The following is a 20,127-nucleotide window of genomic DNA, read 5'->3' on the forward strand; positions in this document are numbered from 1 at the left end:
CCGTTGCGGGGGCGGGCCGTGCGGCGCGCTCCTGCCTACCCTGGAGAGCCCAGGCCGTTGAGTTGCATGTGCAGCAGGCGCTCCAGTTCCAGCATGCACTTTTCCAGGGTCTTGATGCCGGTTTCGATCACCGCCCGATCATCGCCGCGGGCGCAGGCCTGCTCCAGCGCTTCGCATTGCGCCGCCAGTACACTGGCCTGGACGATACGCGCAGCGCCCTTGATCTTGTGGGCCTGCTCGATGATGTCCTGCAGTGAAGCCTGCTGGGCCCACAACGTGACCAATATCTGGCGATCGTGACAACTGCTGCTCAGCAGTTCCTCAAGCAGCCGCCGAGTCAGTTGCGGATCGCCGCCCGTCAGCGCATCCAAGTGGCTGAGGTCGAGTCGCGGGCCGGACGGCTGCGGCGCGATCTGCGCCAGTTGCCGTTCCAGCGCCGTGAGGCTGATCGGTTTGAACAGGCAGTCGTTCATCCCGGCTTCGGCGCAGCGCAGCTTCTCTTCGGGCTGGGCGTTGGCGGTAAACCCCAGGACCACGCAGGGTGTCAGTTGCTCCCGCTGCTCATACTCACGGATCGAGCGGCTTAACTCATAGCCATTCATGATGGGCATGTTGCAGTCGGCGATTACCAGGTCGAAGTGCGCCTGGCGCCAGGCCTGGAACCCGGCGGCGCCATGTTGGGCTGCGGTGAACTGGTGGCCCAGGTAACCCAGTTGCTGGCACATCAGCAGGCGATTCGCCGGATGATCATCCACCACCAGCACGTTGAGCACCGGCGCCGGTGCGGGCGCGGCCGGCAGGGGTTCATCCGCGGCCTGGATGGGCTGCAGGCAGTTCATCTTCAGGCTGACATGCACCTGGGTGCCGACCATGGGCACGCTGCTCAGGCTCAGTTGCCCGCCCATCATCGCGCACAGGCTGCGGCAGATCACCAGCCCCAGGCCCGCGCCGCTGCGGGCCAATTGCCCGGAATTGTCGGCCTGGGCAAAGGGTTCGAACAGGCGCAACTGGTCGTCGCGGCTGATGCCGATCCCCGTGTCTTCGACCACCAGCTTCATTTCGACCTGCTGTGCCAATTCGGTGGCTTGCACCTGCACCTTGATCTTTACCTGCCCTCGCTCGGTGAACTTGATCGCATTGCTCACCAGGTTGGACAGCACCTGCTTGAAGCGCAGCGGGTCGATCAGCACGTCGGTGTCATCGAGCTCGGGCTTGAACTCCAGCAGCAAACTCAGGGTTTTCTGGCGTGCCAGGCCGTCGAATACCCGCACTACCGACTCGATCACTTCCCGCAGGTTCACACGCTCCGGTGCCAGGCTCAGGCGGCCGGATTCGATCCGCGCGATGTCCAGAATATCGCCGATCAGCTCCAGCAGGTCCTTGGCCGAGTGGTAGGCGACTTCGATCGCCGGGCGGTCGAGATGCCCCTGGTCGGCGCGTTTGAGGGTCAGTTCGAGCATGCCGATCACCGCGTTCATCGGGGTGCGGATTTCGTGGCTCATGGTTGCCAGAAAGGTGCTCTTGGCACGGTTGGCTTCGTCGGCACGTTCCTTGGCGGCGCGCAGCTCATCGAACAGCTGGCGTCGTTCGCTGATGTCGATCCAGCCGCCGATGATGCCCTGGACTTCGCCGGTGGAGTCGCGGTAGGGCAGTATCCAGTGGTAGATCGTCAGCTTTTTGCCATTGATGAGCAGGGTGCGATCAAGGATCAGCGGGTTGCCCTCGGCGACCACGCGCAGATAGTCGGCGTGATACTGAGCCGCTTCGGTTGCCTGGGCCGTGCTCATCTGCATCACACTTTTGCCGATGACCTCTTCGCGCTTGACGTCGAACACCTGCAGGTAGCTGTCGTTGCAGGTCTGCAACAGGCCGTTGCGGTCGCGGACATAGATCGGGTGCGGCGTTTCGTTGACCAGTGCGCGCATGAATTCGAACTGGTCGTTGAGGGCGCGTTCGGCCATCTTACGGTGCTTGATCTCCCGGCGCATGTAGGCGTTCCAGGTCAGGGAAATCAGCAGCAGCAGGCCGGTGACGAGGATGATCTGGGCAATCAGGTGGTGGTAGTTGCGCCAGTAGCTGTCGGAGGCGGCGGCGTAGCCTCGCCAACGGCTGTTGATCACCCCGAGCTCATCGGGGGCGATGCTCAGCAGCGCCTTGTCGAGGATCGCGCTCAACTCGGTGGCACCCCGTGACGTGGCCAGCGCAAAGACTGCGGGGAGGGTGCCGATGCTGCCGCTGATCTGCAGTTTGTCCTGAAACACTTGGGAGGACAGGAAATAGTTGGCGATCACCAACGAGTTCACCGCGCCTTCCACATGCCCTTGGGCCAGGAGTTCCGAGGCCTTGAAGGTGTCACTGGTTTCCACCAGGTGAATGCGCGGGAAATCCTTGCGCAGAAGGCTTTCCAGAGGGTTGCCTTGGGTAATCGCCAGGCGCTTGCCTGCCATCTGTTCAAGATTTGATGGGGCGTCGGGTTCCTTGCGCGTGAGCAATACGTAGGAGTTTTCCAGATAGGGGCGACTGAAGTTCAGTTGAGCTTCGCGTTCCGTGCTGGGAATTATGGCGCCGATGAGGTCGGCTTTGCCGGTATCGACTTGCTCGATCATCGCGTTGACATCGCGTGCGCGCAGGATCTCGAAGCGCAACCCGGTGCGCAGGCGTATCAGCTCCAGGAGGTCGGCGGTGATGCCGCGGAAGTTGCCGTCGGCATCGAAGAAGGTCAATGGCGCGAAGGTTTCGTTGGCGATTACCCGGACCACCGGGTGCGCCTTCAGCCAGCGTTCCTCGCGTTGCGTCAGTTGCAGTTTTTGCGCGGTGAGCAGGATGTCGCTGCCCGCACTCCAGCGTTTGGCAATGCTCTCCTGTTCATTGGTCGGCACCGCCGCCAGCACCGCGTTGAGGATGCTCAAGAGGGTGTGCTGGTCCTGGCGCACGGCAAAGCTGAAACCATAGGCTTCGTGCTTGCCGAAGTTGGCCATGCGGATATTTTTCAGGTAGCCCTTGTTGATCATGTAATGGGTGGAAATGGTGTCGCCGAGAAACACATCCGCCTGGTCGAATGCCACTGCATTCAGGGCGTTCTGATAAGAGGGGTAGGTGTGGATGGTCGCCTCGGGATACAGCTTCTCGACTTCGCCCAGCGGCAGGTAGTGATAGACCAGGCTCAGGCGCAGCCCGGCCAGGCCCTCACTGAGGCTGCGGGTTTCGCCCTCGCGTGTCACCAGCACTGGCTGGTCCACGGCATACGGTGCTGAAAGGGTGAGCAGCGGGTTGGTGGCCTCAAAGCCATTGGACGAGCCCAGCAGGTCTATTTCACCGGCTTCAAGCGCCTGGATGGAGGCTTCCCGGTTGGGGTAGCGCAGCACTCTGACGGGGAGCGCCAGCGCCTTGGCCAACAGCCCGGCGTAATCGGCCGTGAGCCCCTCATAGTCGCGTCCGCTGGACGTGAGGTCGAAGGGCGGGTAATCGGGAGCTGCCGCGCCGAGTACCAGTTCGCGTTTGTTCTGCAGCCACTGGCGTTGCGTCTTGTCCAGTTGAGTGTCCAGTTGAACGGCGCCTGCGCGGCTCAATAAGGTGAAGTGTTCCGGTTCCGTTTGAGCAGCGAGCACAGAGGTGCTCAAGCACACGCCTGCGCTCAATATGATCAGATAGTCCTTTATACGCCTGGGCATCCGCTTTCTCACACTAGCGCGTTTCGTTTTGCCAACTCGATAAGTTCTACCAAGGACTTGGCTTTGAGTTTTTGCATAAGCCTCTTTTTGTAGGTGCTGACGGTTTTGTTACTGAGAAACATACCTTTGGCAATTTCCTTGTTGGTGCGACCTTGTGCAAAAAGTTGCAAGACCATTAATTCGCGATCATTCACTGCCTTGAACAGTTCCAGTTCCTGGGAATTACTGTCCGGGCCGCAGGCGTTCAATGCCTGGCTGGGGAAGTAGTTGTAGCCGGATAATACAGCGCGGATGGCACTCAGCAGTTCACTCAGGTCGCCCTCTTTGCACACATAGCCATCGGCGCCCGAGCGCATGCAGCGGGTGGCGAACAGGGTTGGGCATTGGGCCGTCAGAATCAGGGTTTTCATCGAAGTATTCATTGCGTTAAATCGGCACAGCACTTCGAGGCCATCAAGTTTTGGAATACTGATATCCAGAATGATCAGATCTGGAAGGCATTCGCGAACCATTTGTATTGCATCACAACCGTTATCCGTTTCGCCGACGACTTTATAGCCTTCGTGTTCCAACAACATACGAATCGCCAGCCTGATAACAGGATGGTCATCAATGATGAAAACTGTGTTCATAATCACATTCCATGCAAGTGCAAATAAAGCGGGCACATTAGCTCAGAAGGCGAGGCGGGAGCATGGAGGTGAGGGGGCGTAGATACAGAACAGGAATATTCCTACATTAAAAAAGGTATTGCCTTACGATCTATCAAGGCTTTGTGGACGTCTGTTTCAGAATTCGGTCGGCGATGTGGGTTCGGGCCTTGGCCCACCGGTTAAGCGGTTATTGTGGTAAGTTTTTCCTATATGGAGATGTTTAAATTCCTACATTTACAGCGGGCTTATCAGCGTCATTAGTTCGTCCCGGTTTAACGGTTTTGATAAATAACCAAGTAACGGCAAGTTACGTTGTAAGGCTTGAGTCTTCAGATTCGCCAGTTCGGGCAGGGGCAGGCCGCTCAGCAGGATCGCCCCTGCGATAAACCCCCGCCGACCGGCGATTTCGACTAACTCAAGCCCGGGCAGATCTGGCAGGCATTGGTCGCACAACATGAGGTCGAAGGGCCGTTCGGACTGGGTCATCAAGCGGATCGCCTGTTCGGCGTTTTCCGCCAGGGTCAGGTGCTCGAAGCCGAAGCTGTTGAGCAGGCACTGGGTTGCCAGGAGCTGAAAGGGGTGATCCTCCACCAACAGGATGCGAAGGCAATTCTTGAACATAGGAAGGGCACACGGTGAGTCAAGCGGCGATTGGGCGGGGCGTAGGAAGGCGCCCTATGCCCTTTAAGAGCGTGCGTGATTATTCATCGGGTGTTTGTACTGATTCGATCAGGCCGCTCTGTTCCCTTCGTAGGTAGATTCTGTTCAGGCAACAGGCAGCTGGATCAGTCATCTATTGCGGGCTGGAACGCCCGGTCATTTCCCGCGCCATCTCGGTGGCGTAGCTGTCGGTCATGCCGGCGATGAAATCGATCATCCGCAGGAACGAGGCGTGCAGCGACCAGGCCGGGTCGGGGGCACTGTTGCCCAGCAGGTCGAGGATGCGCCGGTTCTTGAACGACGGCGTGCGCCCGCCGTGCTGTTCAAGCGCCGCCCCGCAGAAGGCGTTGAGGAGGATTTCCAGGGTGGTGTAGGCGCCGATTTCATGCAGGGTCTTGCGCTTGTCCTGGAAGATTTTCTTGCGCGCCATGTCCTTGGCATCCAGCACGCAGCGCTTGGCGGGGCCGTGCATATGCTCGACCAGATCACCGTGCAAGGTGCCGGCGAGCAAGGCGTCCTGTTGTTCGACGAAAGCGCGTGCGGCGGCGTTGGTCAGGTGTTCGATGGCTTTGCCGCGCAGGATCGCCAGTTTGCGCCGCCGTGAATCCTGGGCGCCCAGTTGCCGGTAGGTTTGCGGCAGGTCGTCGCCGACCAGGTCGAGCAGCAGCGACTCGACTTCGGCATATTGCAGCAAGTCCATTTCCAAGCCGTCTTCCAGGTCGATCAGCGCGTAGCAGATGTCGTCCGCGGCCTCCATCAAGTACACCAGCGGATGGCGCGCCCAGCGTTGTTCTTCCAGCTGCGGCAGGCCGAGCTTGTGGGCGATCTGCTCAAGGATCGGCAATTCGCTCTGGTAGCAGCCGAACTTGTGTTTCTTGTAGCCCAGGGAGTCGGCATGGCGGGCGGTCCACGGGTATTTCAGGTAGGTGCCCAAGGTCGCGTAGGTCAGCCGCGTGCCGCCGTCGAACTGGTGGTATTCCAGCTGGGTCAGCACCCTGAAGCCCTGGGCGTTGCCTTCGAAATTGAGGAAGTCATTGCGCTCGGCCACGCTCATGTCGTCCAGCCAGCCGCGCCCGGCGGCCTGCTGGAACCAATGGCGGATGGCGTCTTCGCCGGAGTGCCCGAAGGGCGGGTTGCCGATGTCATGGGCCAGGCAGGCCGATTGCACCACCATGCCCAGGTCGCTCGGGTCGCACCACTCGGGCAGGGCGCTGCGCAGGGTTTCGCCCACGCGCATGCCGAGGGAGCGGCCGACGCAGCTGACTTCCAGGGAGTGGGTCAGACGGGTGTGGATATGGTCGTTGCTCGACACCGGGTGGACTTGGGTCTTGCGCCCCAGGCGGCGGAACGCGCCGGAGAAAATGATGCGGTCATGGTCTTTGTGAAACGGGCTACGGCCCAATTCTTCCGGGCTGTGCAGGGGCTTTCCAAGACGTTCGCGAGTCAGCAGGGTGGGCCAATCCAAGGCGGGTACTCTCCGTGCGGTGAATGACTCGCCCAGCTTCCCGGTTCCGGGTGGGCGGGGCAAGCGAAAATCTACAGGCCGACCGCGTCGATATCGATTAACAGCAAGCGCTGACCGTTATCGAAGAATTGTCCGGCGGTCAGGCAATACTGGTTGGTGGTGGCGTCGCGGTAGGTCGAAGACAGCGTCAAGCGGCGCTCGTCCCAGCCTTCGGCCAGCAGATGATAAAAATACGGGCGCCACGACCAATTGTGGCCGAGGTAGCGGCTGTCGGCTTGCCAGGCGTCCTGGCGCCATTCGAAATTGGGGGTCAGTTGGGTGCCATGCCGGTCGCACTGGTAGAACCGCAGCAGCCAGGGATAATCCGGCAATTGCGGCAAATGGCTCAGCGGCGCCTGGCCCTGGGCCCAGGTCTGGAGGATTTTCATCAGTTCGGCCAGTTGTTGGCGCAATTGCATGATGCGTCCGCGTTCGGCGAGTTTTTTCTGCACGTAGGCGCCACGCAGTTGGGCGAAGCGCGGCACGAAAGCATCGGCGGCGAACCAGTCCAGTTGCGCCTGGGCAAACAGATAACCCTGCACATACCGCGAGCCGCATTCCAGCGCAAAACTCAACTGCGCCTCAGTCTCCACCCCTTCGGCAATGATCCAGCAGCCGGTTTTTTCCGCCATTTGCGCCAGTGCCCGCACCACTTCACTGCTGGGGCCCCCTTTGGCGGCCTCCTGAAACAGGCGCATGTCCAGCTTGAGAATGTCCGGCTGCAACGCCAGCACGCGGTCGAGCTGCGAATAACCGGCGCCGAAGTCATCGATGGCGATGCGCGCGCCGGCCTCGCGATAGCGCGCCACCACGTCGGCCAGGCGCTGGATATCGCCGCCCAGTTCAGTGATCTCGAACACGATGCGCCGTGGATCGACGCCGTGGGCCTGCACCTGTTGCAAACTGGGCAGGGCCTGGCCGGCACGCAGGCGATTGATCCAGCGCGGTGAGATATTCAGGCTCAGAAACCAGTCCTGCGGTGCCTCGTGCAGACGGCTCAAGGCGTTGTCGCGGATCTGCCGGTCCAGGCGCCGCAAGGCCACGCCTGAGGTGCGCGGGTCGGCGAACAACGGGCCGACCGACAGCAGGCGACCGTCAGCCTGGCGCAGGCGGCCGAGAGCCTCGACGCCGGCGATGCGCCCGGTGGCGGTGTCGATGAAGGGTTGGAAGCAGGCGAGCGGTTGCCCGTCGATCACGGGGCCTCCTTAAAAACGTTGGCAACAAAGTGCCCGGCCCTCGTTGACGAGGGCCGGGCCGATTCTGTTTGCAAGAATGCAGCCAGCAAGCCTCAACCTTTGCGTGAGGCGCCCTGCATGGCTAATTTGATCAGTGGGATCAAACCGGCGCCCAGTCGCACCAGGCGGGTCAGGCTGCTGAGACTGCCGCCCTTGGCGCCCTTGCCGGTAAAGAAGCCGATCAGCGTCACTGCGGCCACGCCCCACAGCGGCGCATGCTTGATGCCCAGGCTGTCCTGCCAGTGCTGGCCCATGTTGCGCACCTTATTCAGGGGCGCCATCAGTTGCTGGGACTCGTGGCGGATTTCCTGGCGGTGCATTTCCATGCGCAGGCGGATCAATGCCTTGCGCATTTCCCGGCGCGAGTTGGTGGGTGGGATTTCAGTCAGGCTCATGGCAGCAGGCGCTCCCGGTCATTGGCCAGCTCTTCGAGGGTGGCGTGGAACGGCGTGGACTCATCGAACACCGCCGCCTTCAAGCGCACACCGCAGAATGCAGCGGCCAGGGTATAGAACACGCAGAGGCAGATGATTCCGGTCAGGCGGTAGCCGGTGTCCCACACCAGAATCATCACCAATGTCGACAACCCCACCAGCAACAGCAGGGCAAACACCAGGGCCAGCCCGGCAAACAGCAGCAGGCTGACGGTGCGCGCTTTCTGCTCCTGCAGCTCGATGCCGAACAGTTCGACATGGCTGTGCAGCAAGCCCAGTACGGCTGCGCCCAGGCGTCGGGACGTTGAACTTGGGCCCGTGGACGAGCCGGATTCGCCGATAGACATAGGATTAGCGCCTTGTAGCCAACAGACCGATCAAGAAGCCCACGCCGGCGGCAATGCCCACTGATTGCCAAGGGTTGGCCTGCACATAATCTTCGGTCGCGGTGACGGCGGCCTTGCTGCGGTCGCGCAGGGAGTCTTCGGTCAGTTGCAGGGTTTCACGGGCCTTGAGCAGGCTGTCGTGGATCTTGGCGCGCAGCTCGTCGGCCTGGTCGCCGGCCAGGATGGCGGTGTCGTCCAGCAACTTTTCAGTATCACTGACCAGCGTTTGAAAATCCGCCATCAGTATTTCTTGAGCCGTCTGTGCTGTTTTACTGGCCATGGTTATCTCCGTGAGTGGCTGATCGGTACGTGTGGTTTCGAGTCACCGGTATCGGTGAAGGTTCATTGCAAATGTCTGGTACAGCTTTTGCTTTGCCTTGGTGCGCAGGCCCCTGGGGCTGCGCTGAATCTGGGCGGTTGGGCCGCAAACCGGTGAAAACCTTACCCTATATAACTGAAACTCGCGGAAAAACCCTGTCGGGAATGGCCGATTGTGCTGATCGCTGCGCTAAAGCGGTTCACGCCCTCAGAAGAGGGGCGGAGCCGGTGGTGCCAATTTAGTGCGCGAAACGCCGGCTTGAACCGCTTTGGTGCTTTTTGCCTTTATCGCAGGCCTGCCAACCTCCATGGAAAATCTGCAAAGCGCAGTGGACACCCTCGTCCACAGCTCCAACACCCTGTTCATTCTGATCGGTGCGGTCATGGTTTTGGCCATGCACGCCGGTTTTGCCTTCCTCGAAGTCGGCACCGTGCGTCAGAAGAACCAAGTCAACGCCCTGTCGAAAATCCTCAGTGACTTCGCGATCTCCACCCTGGCCTATTTCTTTATAGGCTATTGGATCTCTTATGGCGTGAGCTTCATGCAACCGGCGGCGGTGATCAGTGCCGATCACGGCTATGGTCTGGTGAAGTTCTTCTTCCTGCTGACCTTTGCCGCGGCGATTCCGGCGATCATTTCCGGGGGCATTGCCGAGCGTGCACGATTTGTTCCGCAACTGTGCGCTACCGCGCTGATCGTGGCGTTTATCTACCCGTTTTTCGAAGGCATGGTGTGGAACGGCAATTTCGGCGTGCAGGCTTGGTTGCTCGCGACCTTCGGTGCCAGCTTCCATGACTTCGCCGGTTCCGTGGTGGTGCATGCCATGGGCGGCTGGCTGGCGTTGGCGGCGGTGCTGTTGCTCGGGCCGCGCAACGGGCGTTATCGCGAAGGGCGCCTGGTCGCGTTTGCGCCGTCGAGCATCCCGTTCCTGGCGCTGGGCTCGTGGATTCTGATTGTCGGCTGGTTCGGCTTTAACGTGATGAGCGCACAAACCCTGAACGGCGTCAGCGGCCTGGTGGCGGTCAACTCGCTGATGGCCATGGTCGGGGGTACGGTTGCGGCGCTGGTGATTGGCCGCAATGACCCCGGCTTCCTGCACAACGGCCCGCTGGCCGGGCTGGTGGCGATTTGTGCCGGTTCCGACCTGATGCATCCGGTGGGCGCATTGGTCACGGGGGTTGTCGCCGGTGGCTTGTTTGTGTGGTGCTTCATTGCCGCCCAGGATCGCTGGAAGATCGACGATGTGCTGGGTGTCTGGCCGTTGCATGGCCTGTGTGGCGTGTGGGGTGGCATTGCCTGCGGCATCTTCGGCCAGACCGCCCTTGGCGGGTTGGGCGGGGTCAGCCTGATCAGCCAATTGATCGGCACCGCGTTGGGTGTGCTGGTGGCGTTTGCCGGCGGCCTGCTGGTGTATGGCGTGATCAAGCGCGTACACGGGCTGCGCCTGAGCCAGGAAGAGGAGTACTACGGCGCGGACCTGTCGATCCACAAGATCGGTGCGATCAGTCAGGATTGATCGGCGCCTCTTCGTCAGGGGCCGCCCGCGGGTAGAAGCCGTGCAGCAGACGGTAGCGGTTGTGCCGCACCTCATCGACCCGCGCTTGCACCTGCTGGTCCGGCAGGCCCAGCAGGATCAGGGCGTGGGAGGCGAGCATCAGGCTCGACTCCAGCAGCTCGGGCACCACTTCGCTGGCGCCCGCGGCTTTCAGTTCGGCTAATTGGCTGTCGTCGCGGGTGCGTACCAGGATCGGTACGTCGGCGTTGATCCGGCGGGCTTCCTTCAGCACCAGCAGGGCGACTTCGGTGTTATCCACGGCGATCACCACCAGCCGCGCCCGCTCCAGGCCGACCGCGCTGAGCAGGGCGCCACGGCGGCAGTCGCCGTAATGCACGCTGTTGTCTTCGGTGGCGGCTTCCTGCACCCGTTCCGGGTTGTCATCCAGGGCGATAAACGCCTGTTGTTCGTGGTGCAGAAAGCGCCCGATGGATTGCCCGACGCGGCCATAGCCGCAGATCACCGCATGGTCGCGTAACTCGGCGTTGAGCGCGGTGATGGCTTCGAGTTGCACCTGCTGGTTGGGTTTGCGGTGCAGGCGCAGGGCAATGCCCGGCGCTGCGCGCAGTAAAAGCGGGGTCAGCAGCATCGAACAGAAGGTGGCGGCCAGCAGCAAGCCGTTGAACTCATCCGGTATCAGCCGGCTCTGTTGCATCTGCGCCATCAGCGCAAAACAGAACTCGCCGCCCTGGGCCAGGGCCAGGCCGCTGCGCCAGGCAGTTTCGCGGTCGCTGCCGCGCAGTTTGACCAGCGCCGCGACCACGCAGCCCTTGGTCAGCATCAGCGTGAAGGTCAGGCCGAGGATCAGCAGGCTGTGGCTGATGAACAGTTGCAGGTCGATGAGCATGCCGATGCTGACGAAAAACAGCCCCAGCAGAATGTCGCGAAACGGCCGGATATCCGCTTCGATCTGATGCCGGTAATGGCTTTCCCCCAGCAGCATGCCGGCCAGGAACGCGCCAAGCGCCGGGGAGAGGCCCAGCAAGTGCGTGAGCCAGGCGGTCAGCAACACGATCACCAGCGCCAGCAGCACAAACAGCTCGGCCGAATGGGAGGCGGCGACTTCATGGAACAGACGCGGCAATAACCAGCGGCTGGCGAGCAACAGGCCGACGAACAACAACAATGTCTTGGCCAGCGTCAACGGCAGCGCCCAGTACCAGGCCTGCTCGCTGCCACCGGCGAACACCGGCACCAGGGTCAGCAGCAACACCGCCACTACATCCTGGAACAGCAGCACGCCAATCGCGTTCTGACCGTGGCTGCTGAAGATTTCCCCGAGGCTGCTCAGCTCTTTGCTGACAATGGCCGTGGACGACAACGCCAGTCCCGCACCGAGCATCAGGGCGATGTTCGGCGACACGCCAAAGGCCATCAACAGGCCCCCCAGCAGCAACCCGCAGCCCAGCACTTGCAAGCTGCCCAGGCCAAATACCACGTGGCGCAGGGCGAACATCTTGCTCAGGGAGAACTCCAGGCCAAGGGAAAACAGCAGGAATACCACGCCCAGCTCGGCGAGGTCGGGCAGGTTTTCGCTGTCATTCACCCAGTCGAGGGCGGTCGGCCCCACGGCCAGGCCCACGCACAGGTAGCCCAGCACGGGCGGCAATTGCAGCCGGCGAAACAGCGCAATCACCACCAGGGATGAGGCCAGAATGATCAGCAGGTTGGCGAACACAAGCATCTCCGTTGCAGGGCGAGCGGACAAAAAGCCGCGAGAATCGCTGAATCAGTTATAGGCCATGGTGATCTGGGTCAGGGTTTATCGGCTCGCCAGCGCTATAGAGTCGGCCTAAAATGGGCGCCTATTCCTGATCAGGTCCTGTCGTCATGCCTCCTGAATGCCAGTTGTTCACTACGTTGGGTTGCCATCTGTGTGAGCTCGCCGAAGCAGAAATCATGCCGTTGGTCGAACATGGGTTGCTGGTTGAGCTGGTGGATATTGCCGATTCCGAAGCCTTGTTTGAAGCCTATGGCCTAACGATTCCGGTGCTGCGCCGGGTGGATACCGGGGCTGAACTGGGGTGGCCGTTCGACACGGAGCAGGTGGTGGCCTTCCTATTCTAGCGCTTGGGCGATGGCAGCTTTCTCAATATTGGGTTACTGTATGTTTGTACAGCGATTGAATAGAGGGAACGCCCGTGGTGAATGTTGAACAACTGAAAAGCAGCGTTAATCGCATGTCCGCCGACGTCGTGCGCGATGCGGTGAACGAGCTGCGCCTCGACGGCCTGGTCACGGAAGGCAAGACGCCGTTTAACAAAGTGCATTTCAATACCTGCTTTGCCGAGATCGAAGCGCTGTTCCAGCGCGCCGGTTATCACAAGCAGTTGGATGTGGTGGGTTACCAGGGCTTGCTGTACGCGCTATATGATCCGGGCCGTTGGGAAGCGGTGGACGTGCTGCGCTGGCTCAAGGAATTTACCGAGGCCGCCAGTGCTTCGCCGATTCTGCGGGCGCAATTGGCCAAGGCCTGAGATCCGCCCTAGGCTCAATCCCGCTCCATGCGGGATAATGCCGGCCTGTTTCCCAGGCTTCGAGCATCCGCATGTCCACTTCCGGTTTTTCCGCGTCCCAGCATCAAGCCAGCACCTTGTACTTGCCGCCTGGCCCTTGGGCGACGGTGCTCGACTGCCTGTGCGAGCATTTCCCGGCGATCGGCCGCGCGCAGTGGCTGGACCGCATCGCCCGTGGCCGGGTGCTGGATCTGCAGGGTAGCCCGATCCGCCTGGACCTGGCCTACAAGGAAGGCTTGTGCATCTACTACTTCCGCGAAGTGCCGAACGAAAAAGTCATCCCGGTGCAGGAAACTATCCTGTACGCCGACGAACACTTGGTGGTGGCGGACAAACCACACTTTCTGCCCGTCACCCCGGCGGGTGAGTATGTCGAGCAAACCCTGTTGCGCCGCCTGATCCGCCGCCTGGACAACCCGTCCCTGGTGCCCCTGCACCGCATCGACCGGCATACGGCGGGGCTGGTGCTGTTCTCGGCCAACCCGCAAAGCCGCTCGGCCTATCAGCAGTTGTTTCCCACGCGTCAAATCGACAAGTTCTACGAGGCCATCGCCCCGGCCTTGCCGAACCTGACCTTCCCGCTGGTCCACAAAAGCCGTCTGGTGGATGGCGAGCCGTTCTTTCGCATGCAGGAAGGGCCAGGCGCCAGCAACACCGAAACGGCCGTGGAAGTGCGCGAAACCCACGGCGACTTATGGCGCTATGGGCTGTTCCCTGTGACCGGCAAGAAGCACCAGTTGCGTGTACACATGACGGCGCTCGGCGCGAGCATCTGCAATGACCCGTTCTACCCCGAAGTGATCAAGGATGCCGTGGACGACTACGCCAATCCCTTGAAGCTGCTCGCCCAGGGGGTGCGTTTTATCGATCCGGTCACGGGTGCAGAACGCAGTTTCCGCAGCCAGATCACGCTCGACTGGTAACCGCAGAAACGACAAGGCCCGCGCGAGGCGGGCCTTGTATGCAAGCGTTGCGGCTTACAGGTCTTTAACGGTACGCACTTGATCCTTGTTGATGCGGGTGCGCTTGCCGTCAAGCTGTTCGAATTCGTAGAAACCCGTATCTTCATTGTATTTCGGGGTATCGACAGCCTGGATTTCGCGACCGTCATTCAGGGTGATCACTGTTGGCGAGGCGCAACCGGCAAGGGTAGCGAGGCCCAGTGCAAGCATGAAAGCGGCGATGGTCCGTTGAGTCATGAGTGTGTCTCCAAGAGAATTCTTTTTGATTGCTGACTGTGTGACGCGTGGCGCGTCGACAAAGTTCCTTGTGTGGGGTTCATTCTGACACGCCAGGCTTGGTGTGTAACAGCGCAGGCGTGTTCAGGTTGGCCAGGCGCGGATCATCCGCCGGGCATTCCAGCCCGATGCCCCCCAACTGCAGGAAGATCTTGCGCGGGCTGCGCTCACCGGCTTGCCAGGCCTGTTCTACCGCGCTTTGCAGGTGGGTGGGGATGATGCAGATCAACGGTTCCCAGAATTCACCGTGGCGCACCATCACCGGCAGCCGCGGATTGCGCTGCGCCGTCTTGCGCAGGTCGGCGAGCAGTCGAGCGTCAAGATGCGGCACATCGCACGGCAAAATCAGTAAGTGCTCATGGCGGGCGGCGTTCAAGCCTGCGCGGATACCGGCCAGCGGCCCGGGGAAATCCGTACTGTCGTCACTCACCAACTGGTCGGCATACGGCGTGTAGCGGTCCGGGTTGCGGTTGCACGAGATGATCAGGTCGTCGGTCAGTGGGCGCACCAGGTGGTGCAAGTGCGCGATCAATGGTTGGCCCTGCCATTCCAGCAAGCCTTTGTCTTGTCCGCCCATGCGTTGGCCGCGGCCACCGGCCAACAGCAGAATCGAACAGGGCAGAGGCGAAGAATCGTCGGGCATGGGGGTTCCGCAGCGGCAGGTAAATAGGGGCCTGTGATATAACATCGGGCTGTTCCTTCGACAACCGGACCGTGCCATGAAAGCCAAGGCAGATGCGCCCTTTGTACCCCTGAATATCGCTGTACTGACTGTCAGCGACACCCGCACCCTGGACACCGACACCTCGGGCCAGGTTTTCGTCGACCGCCTGATCGCCGCCGGCCACCTCCTGGCCGAGCGCGTGCTGCTCAAGGACGACCTCTACAAGATTCGCGCGCAGGTGGCCCACTGGATCGCCGAAGACGTGGTGCAGGTCGTGCTGATCACTGGCGGCACCGGCTTCACCGGCCGTGACAGCACGCCCGAAGCGGTGAGCTGCCTGCTCGACAAACAGGTCGATGGCTTTGGCGAGCTGTTCCGCCAGATCTCCGTGGCCGACATCGGCACCTCCACCGTGCAATCCCGCGCCCTGGCCGGCCTGGCGAACGGCACCCTGGTGTGCTGCCTGCCGGGTTCGACCAACGCCGTGCGTACCGGTTGGGACGGCATCCTCGCTGAGCAACTGGACAACCGTCACCGCCCCTGCAACTTCGTACCGCACCTGAAGCAGGCCGAACCCTGTGAATCCCGTGGATAAGCCGGGCAAGACCGGCGCCTTGATGCCGGTGGAAGAAGCCCTGCAACGCTTGCTCGAGATGGCCGAGGCCGCGCCGATTCGCGAGCAGCAGGTATTGCCCCTGGCCGCGGGTGATGGCCGCGTACTGGCGCAGGATTTGATCTCCACCCTAGATCTGCCGCCGTGGCCCAACAGCGCCATGGACGGTTATGCCGTGCGCCTGGCGGACTGGACGGGCGAACCGTTGGCGGTGAGCCAGCGCATCTTCGCCGGTCAGGCCCCCGCGCCATTGGCTGCCGGCACCTGCGCACGCATCTTCACCGGGGCGCCCGTGCCGCAAGGCGCGGACTGCGTGGAAATGCAGGAAAACGCCGTGGTCCACGCCGACGCGCGTGTGAGTTTTACCGAGCCGTTGCATATCGGTCAGAACATTCGCCCGCAAGGGCAGGAAACCACCGTCGGCGAAGTGGTGCTGACCGCGGGCACGCGCTTGGGGCCGATCGAACTCGGCCTGGCTGCGTCCCTCGGTCTTGACCAATTGGCCGTGGTGCGCCGCGTGCGGGTCGCGGTGCTGTCCACCGGCGATGAGTTGATCGAGCCCGGCCTGCCCCTCGGCCCAGGGGAGATCTACAACAGCAACCGTCGCGTGCTGTGTAGTTGGCTGGAGCGCCTGGGATGCGAAGTGATCGATGCGGGCATTCTTCCCGATGACCTGGACCAGACGCGCACGTGTCTGGCGGGCCTGGGCGCGGTTGACTTGATTCTGTCGACCGGCGGTGTGTCGGTGGGCGAGGCGGATTTTCTCGGCATTGCCCTGCGTGAAGAAGGCGAGCTGGCCTTGTGGAAGCTCGCGATCAAACCGGGCAAGCCGCTGACCTTCGGCCATTTCCGTGGCGTGCCGGTGATCGGCCTGCCGGGCAATCCGGCGTCGACGCTGGTGACGTTTGCCCTGTTGGCACGCCCCTATCTGCTGCGCCGCCAAGGTGTGGCGGAGGTCGAGCCGCTGCGGTTCGAGGTGCCGGCGGGGTTCGTCTGGCCCAAACCGGGCAACCGCCGCGAATATTTGCGCGGGCGCATCGAGCAGGGCAAGGCGGTCATCTATCGCAACCAGAGCTCCGGCGTGCTGCGCAGCGCGGCGTGGGCGCAAGGGTTGGTGGAGGTGCTGGAAGGGACGACGCTGGCGATGGGCGACCGGGTGAATTTCATTCCCCTGAGCGAAGTCCTGAACTGAAGCCGATCTGAATGTGGGAGGGGGCAAGTCCCCTCCCACATTTGGATTGTTGTTTGTCTGGGGCTACTCAGTAGTCGTCGCCACGCTCGGTGACATCGCGCTCGACCGGCGCGGCGTGCGGGTCGTACCCCGCCGGAAACTTGCCCTTCAGCGTCCAGGCAAACGCAATGATCTCGGCGATCGTGCGGTACAACTCTTCCGGGATACTGTCGCCCAGTTCCATGCGCGCCAGCAGCTTCACCAGCTCGGCGTTTTCATAGATGGGCACTTCGTTTTCCCGCGCCAGCTTGAGGATCGCTTCGGCCAGGGCATCGTCGCCCTTGGCGGTCAGGGTCGGCGCTTGTTGGCCGTCATACTTGAGGGCGATGGCCTGGCGCGGTGGGTTGGCGTTGTTCATGCGGTTTCGTCCACCCAGCGTTGCTCCAATCCGGTTTTCGGCCCGCGTGGCGGCGTGCCGAGGTGGCAGTCGAGGTCGCCGACATTGATGCCCGACGTCACCAGGCGCTCGCGCAAACTGCCCAAGTGACTTTCGATCAAACTGGCGGTGAACGGTCGCGTCGCCCACAACTGGCTCGACAGTTTGCCCTGCGACAACTGCGCCTGGACCTGCAACGGCCCCAGCGGCTCCATGTCGAAGGCCAGTTCCACGCGCCAGAGCATCTGCTTGGGGTCTTTTTTGTCCTTGCGTTCAGGCTGGTCCTTGTCCTGCGCGGGCTCTTCGCGCTGGAACTTGACCTGCAGCGGCACGATGTCCTGCAGGGTCCGCATGGGGATTTCCAGCTGCCAGGTGGTTTGCAGGCGGCCGTCGGCGGTGGTGCCGGTCTGTTCCAGGCTCGACAGCTGATGGCTCTGTAACCGCGAGATGGCCCCGGCGGCCAGGCGCAGCAGGTTTTCCAGGTCGCCTTCGCCTTCCAGGCGTTGCATCAGCCGCTCCGGCAATGGAAAACCGGCGGGTGCCTGGCGGGCGCTGATCTGCCCGAGGGTGTTTAGCGGGCTGCGCACGAAGTTGGGCAGTATCTGGGCCAGGGTGTTGGCGGCGAGGATGGCAGTGAGGTTGGTGCTGACGGGCAGGGCGGGCAGCAGATCGGCGACCAGGCGCAACAGCGCGCCTTTCATATCCAGCGGTGGAATTTGCGGGTTTTGCCCGGCCAGCAACTTGGCTTCAAGAAACGTGCCGCTGTTCTGGATGACTTGCGCCAGCACCTTGGGATTGCTGACCTGTGCCAGGTCGGGCAATGCCGCGAGCAGCCGCGTGGCGGCCGAGCGCAGTTCGACGGACGTACTGTCGTCCTGGGGCAGGCGTTGCAACGCGGTGAACACCGCATCCAACGAGCCCTGGCGGCTTTGCTGGGTGGCGAGTTGCTGGGTCACGGCCAGTTGATCCTTGAGCCCGCTCAAGGGCACAAAGTTCAGGGTCTGCGTGTCCTGTACCACGGCGCTGAGCAGGCTGCCGACGCGTAGCGGTTGCGGGCTTTCCAGGGTCAGGGTCGTGCCGGCCAGGGCGCTGTTGAGGACTGTCACTAACGAACGGTAGATCGTCGGTTGCGTGGTGCCTTGGGGCAGCGCTTGGCTGGTCAGGACTTTGGCTTGCAGCAAGGTGCCCGCCGGCATTTGTGTGGTGTCGATGCGGGTGAGGGCGGCGACGTTGGCGCTCAAGGCCTGCTGCAGGCTGAGGGTCAGGTTGCCGGCGGGCGTCTGGCTCACCGCCACATTGCTGCCCAGCGGCAAGGGTTGCGGGCTGCTGGCCTGCACCAGCGTCTGGCGGCCACCGTCGAGGGTCAATTTGAGCAGCAACTGAAAGGCTTCGCCGCCTTGTTTAAGTGCGATGACTTCGGCGTTCGCGGTTTTTCCCGGGTCGATCAAGCCGATCTGCGGCTCCAGCAGTTTCAGCAACTCACCGGTTGCTGGCGCCGGCGCAGGGGCCGGCCCGGCTGTCGGGGCAGGAGAAAGCGTAGGAAGGTTGATCTCACCGGTCATCGTGCGTGTCGTCTCAGGGGAAATAGCCCTCTTTAGCGTAGGGCATCGCATGTATAATGCGGCCCGTCTGCCATGAGAGCGGTAAAAACCTCACAACTATTTGATCCAGCTCTCTAAAATCGGTCGCCAAAGCCGTTATTGTGCTCCTTTCTATAACGGCCGCAGCACCGCCGACTTGAACCGTAAAGGCCCGCGATCTTTTGACCAGCCCTCTTCTTGAAGCCGTAGCGCTTGCCTGTGAACGCGACCTGCGCCTGCTGTTCGAGCACCTCGACCTGCGCCTGGCGGGCGGTGACATGGTGCAGATCAGCGGGCCCAACGGCAGCGGCAAGACCAGCCTCCTGCGTTTGCTGGCCGGGTTGATGCAGCCCACGGCGGGCGAAGTGCGGCTCAACGGCAAGCCCCTGAACGAACAACGCACCGAGCTGGCCCGCAACCTCACCTGGATCGGCCACGCCGCCGGGATCAAAGACGTGCTCAGCGCCGAGGAAAACCTCAGTTGGCTCAGCGCCCTGCATCATCCGGCCAGCCGCGAGGCGATCTGGCAGGCACTCGCCGCCGTCGGCCTCAAGGGCTTCGAAGATGTGCCCTGCCACACCTTGTCGGCCGGCCAGCAGCGCCGTGTGGCCCTGGCGCGCCTGTATCTGCCCGGCCCGCCGCTGTGGATTCTCGACGAACCCTTCACCGCCCTCGACAAACAAGGTGTCGCCCAGTTGGAAGAACATCTGGCGCGGCATTGTGAGCAGGGCGGCCTCGTCGTGCTGACGACGCACCACAGCCTGACGCGCCTGCCCGCCGGTTACCGCGAGCTGGACCTGGGGCGGTGGTCGGTATGAGTGTGTTCGCGCTGTTGGTGGCCCGCGAGGCGCGGCTGTTGTGCCGGCGCCCGGCCGAACTGGCCAATCCGCTGGTGTTCTTTGCGATTGTCATCGCGTTGTTCCCGCTGGCGGTCGGCCCCGAGACTAAACTGTTGCAAACCTTGTCTCCGGGACTGGTGTGGGTGGCGGCCCTTTTGTCCGTGTTGCTCTCGCTGGACGGGCTGTTTCGCAGTGATTTCGAGGACGGTTCCCTGGAACAGTGGGTCCTTTCGTCGCACCCCCTGCCACTTCTGGTATTGGCCAAGGTACTGGCACACTGGGCGTTTTCCGGCCTGGCGCTGGTGTTGCTCTCGCCGTTGCTGGCAATGATGCTAGGGTTGCCCAGTGAATGCCTGCCGGTATTGCTCATGTCCTTGTTGCTCGGCACGCCGGCGCTCAGCCTGTTGGGAGCGGTGGGCGCGGCGCTGACGGTGGGTTTGAAACGCGGCGGCCTGCTGCTGGCCTTGTTGATTCTGCCTTTGTATATCCCGGTGTTGATCCTCGGCAGCGGCGCTTTGCAAGCCGCGCTCATGGGCATGCCGGCGACCGGTTACCTCCTGTGGCTTGGCAGCCTGACCGCCCTGGCGGTAACCCTGACACCCTTTGCCATAGCCGCCGGCCTGAAGATCAGCGTCGGCGAATAATGAAGTCGG

The 20,127-nt window shown here is 62.1% G+C and carries 21 protein-coding genes; 8 read left to right on the top strand and 13 right to left on the bottom strand.

Annotated features, from left to right (window positions below; all coding sequences use genetic code 11):
- Nucleotides 1-35: 35 nt before the first annotated feature.
- The 8 genes from INT12_RS10315 to INT12_RS10350 form a co-directional block, all read right to left on the bottom strand.
- Nucleotides 36-3,671 (bottom strand): transporter substrate-binding domain-containing protein, encoded by a 3,636-nt coding sequence (locus INT12_RS10315; protein ID WP_193039854.1) that lies wholly within the window; start codon nucleotides 3,669-3,671, stop codon nucleotides 36-38.
- Nucleotides 3,672-3,679: 8 nt separating this feature from the next.
- Nucleotides 3,680-4,303 (bottom strand): response regulator transcription factor, encoded by a 624-nt coding sequence (locus tag INT12_RS10320; RefSeq protein ID WP_017849417.1) that lies wholly within the window; start codon nucleotides 4,301-4,303, stop codon nucleotides 3,680-3,682.
- Between the two features lie 255 nt (nucleotides 4,304-4,558).
- On the bottom strand, nucleotides 4,559-4,945 hold the full coding sequence (locus INT12_RS10325) for a response regulator (RefSeq protein ID WP_017849418.1): 387 nt from the start codon (nucleotides 4,943-4,945) through the stop codon (nucleotides 4,559-4,561).
- A gap of 172 nt (nucleotides 4,946-5,117) precedes the next feature.
- Complete coding sequence (locus tag INT12_RS10330) at nucleotides 5,118-6,449, bottom strand: deoxyguanosinetriphosphate triphosphohydrolase (RefSeq protein WP_017849419.1); 1,332 nt, start codon at nucleotides 6,447-6,449, stop codon at nucleotides 5,118-5,120.
- Between the two features lie 71 nt (nucleotides 6,450-6,520).
- Nucleotides 6,521-7,684, bottom strand: a complete 1,164-nt coding sequence (locus tag INT12_RS10335; protein ID WP_046486414.1) for an EAL domain-containing protein — start codon at nucleotides 7,682-7,684, stop codon at nucleotides 6,521-6,523.
- 92 nt (nucleotides 7,685-7,776) lie between these two features.
- On the bottom strand, nucleotides 7,777-8,118 hold the full coding sequence (locus INT12_RS10340; protein ID WP_017849421.1) for a hypothetical protein: 342 nt from the start codon (nucleotides 8,116-8,118) through the stop codon (nucleotides 7,777-7,779).
- Complete coding sequence (locus INT12_RS10345; RefSeq protein WP_017849422.1) at nucleotides 8,115-8,504, bottom strand: phage holin family protein; 390 nt, start codon at nucleotides 8,502-8,504, stop codon at nucleotides 8,115-8,117. Before INT12_RS10345 ends, INT12_RS10340 begins: the two co-directional genes overlap by 4 nt.
- A 4-nt stretch (nucleotides 8,505-8,508) precedes the next feature.
- Nucleotides 8,509-8,823, bottom strand: a complete 315-nt coding sequence (locus INT12_RS10350; RefSeq protein ID WP_017849423.1) for a DUF883 family protein — start codon at nucleotides 8,821-8,823, stop codon at nucleotides 8,509-8,511.
- Between the two features lie 346 nt (nucleotides 8,824-9,169).
- Between INT12_RS10350 and INT12_RS10355 the strand changes: the two genes are divergently transcribed.
- Nucleotides 9,170-10,378 (top strand): ammonium transporter, encoded by a 1,209-nt coding sequence (locus tag INT12_RS10355; protein ID WP_026140339.1) that lies wholly within the window; start codon nucleotides 9,170-9,172, stop codon nucleotides 10,376-10,378.
- Here INT12_RS10355 and INT12_RS10360 read toward each other — a convergent pair.
- Nucleotides 10,365-12,095 (bottom strand): cation:proton antiporter, encoded by a 1,731-nt coding sequence (locus tag INT12_RS10360; protein ID WP_046385334.1) that lies wholly within the window; start codon nucleotides 12,093-12,095, stop codon nucleotides 10,365-10,367. The two genes, INT12_RS10355 and INT12_RS10360, sit on opposite strands and share 14 nt — an antisense overlap.
- A 152-nt stretch (nucleotides 12,096-12,247) precedes the next feature.
- Between INT12_RS10360 and INT12_RS10365 the strand changes: the two genes are divergently transcribed.
- The 3 genes from INT12_RS10365 (at nucleotide 12,248) to INT12_RS10375 (ending at nucleotide 13,856) form a co-directional block, all read left to right on the top strand.
- On the top strand, nucleotides 12,248-12,484 hold the full coding sequence (locus INT12_RS10365) for a glutaredoxin family protein (protein ID WP_017849426.1): 237 nt from the start codon (nucleotides 12,248-12,250) through the stop codon (nucleotides 12,482-12,484).
- A 74-nt stretch (nucleotides 12,485-12,558) separates the two neighbouring features.
- Nucleotides 12,559-12,894 (top strand): hypothetical protein, encoded by a 336-nt coding sequence (locus INT12_RS10370; protein ID WP_017529348.1) that lies wholly within the window; start codon nucleotides 12,559-12,561, stop codon nucleotides 12,892-12,894.
- A 71-nt stretch (nucleotides 12,895-12,965) separates the two neighbouring features.
- Nucleotides 12,966-13,856: a pseudouridine synthase gene (locus INT12_RS10375; RefSeq protein ID WP_046486412.1), complete on the top strand. Its 891-nt coding sequence runs from the start codon at nucleotides 12,966-12,968 to the stop codon at nucleotides 13,854-13,856.
- A gap of 54 nt (nucleotides 13,857-13,910) precedes the next feature.
- Here the strand turns inward: INT12_RS10375 and INT12_RS10380 are convergent, their stop codons facing one another.
- Both INT12_RS10380 and mobA read right to left on the bottom strand, forming a co-directional pair.
- A complete protein-coding gene (locus INT12_RS10380; RefSeq protein WP_017849428.1) occupies nucleotides 13,911-14,132 on the bottom strand; it encodes a YgdI/YgdR family lipoprotein in 222 nt (73 codons plus the stop codon).
- Nucleotides 14,133-14,211: 79 nt separating this feature from the next.
- On the bottom strand, nucleotides 14,212-14,814 hold the full coding sequence (mobA, locus tag INT12_RS10385) for a molybdenum cofactor guanylyltransferase MobA (RefSeq protein ID WP_017849429.1): 603 nt from the start codon (nucleotides 14,812-14,814) through the stop codon (nucleotides 14,212-14,214).
- A 76-nt stretch (nucleotides 14,815-14,890) separates the two neighbouring features.
- On the opposite strand from mobA, the gene moaB reads away from it, so the two are divergent.
- Nucleotides 14,891-15,430: a molybdenum cofactor biosynthesis protein B gene (gene moaB, locus INT12_RS10390; protein WP_017849430.1), complete on the top strand. Its 540-nt coding sequence runs from the start codon at nucleotides 14,891-14,893 to the stop codon at nucleotides 15,428-15,430.
- On the top strand, nucleotides 15,414-16,640 hold the full coding sequence (gene glp / locus INT12_RS10395) for a gephyrin-like molybdotransferase Glp (RefSeq protein ID WP_193039853.1): 1,227 nt from the start codon (nucleotides 15,414-15,416) through the stop codon (nucleotides 16,638-16,640). Before moaB ends, glp begins: the two co-directional genes overlap by 17 nt.
- A gap of 67 nt (nucleotides 16,641-16,707) precedes the next feature.
- On the opposite strand, the gene INT12_RS10400 is transcribed toward glp, so the two are convergent.
- Entirely contained in the window at nucleotides 16,708-17,037 is a 330-nt protein-coding gene (locus INT12_RS10400; protein WP_079443165.1) for an EscU/YscU/HrcU family type III secretion system export apparatus switch protein, read from the bottom strand.
- The gene (locus INT12_RS10405; RefSeq protein WP_193039852.1) at nucleotides 17,034-18,617 is read right to left on the bottom strand and encodes a flagellar hook-length control protein FliK; all 1,584 of its coding nucleotides are present in this window, start codon (nucleotides 18,615-18,617) and stop codon (nucleotides 17,034-17,036) included. The genes INT12_RS10400 and INT12_RS10405 overlap by 4 nt, the downstream gene beginning before the upstream one ends.
- A gap of 200 nt (nucleotides 18,618-18,817) precedes the next feature.
- On the opposite strand from INT12_RS10405, the gene ccmA reads away from it, so the two are divergent.
- Together ccmA and ccmB are read left to right on the top strand one after the other, a co-directional pair.
- On the top strand, nucleotides 18,818-19,453 hold the full coding sequence (ccmA, locus tag INT12_RS10410; protein ID WP_017849434.1) for a cytochrome c biogenesis heme-transporting ATPase CcmA: 636 nt from the start codon (nucleotides 18,818-18,820) through the stop codon (nucleotides 19,451-19,453).
- Nucleotides 19,450-20,118, top strand: coding sequence for a heme exporter protein CcmB (gene ccmB, locus INT12_RS10415; protein WP_017849435.1), 669 nt, complete (start codon nucleotides 19,450-19,452; stop codon nucleotides 20,116-20,118). Before ccmA ends, ccmB begins: the two co-directional genes overlap by 4 nt.
- Nucleotides 20,119-20,127 lie beyond the last annotated feature (9 nt).

Origin of the sequence: Pseudomonas sp. K8 (assembly GCF_014889455.1) — a bacterium.
Classification (GTDB): Bacteria; Pseudomonadota; Gammaproteobacteria; order Pseudomonadales; family Pseudomonadaceae; genus Aquipseudomonas; species Aquipseudomonas veronii.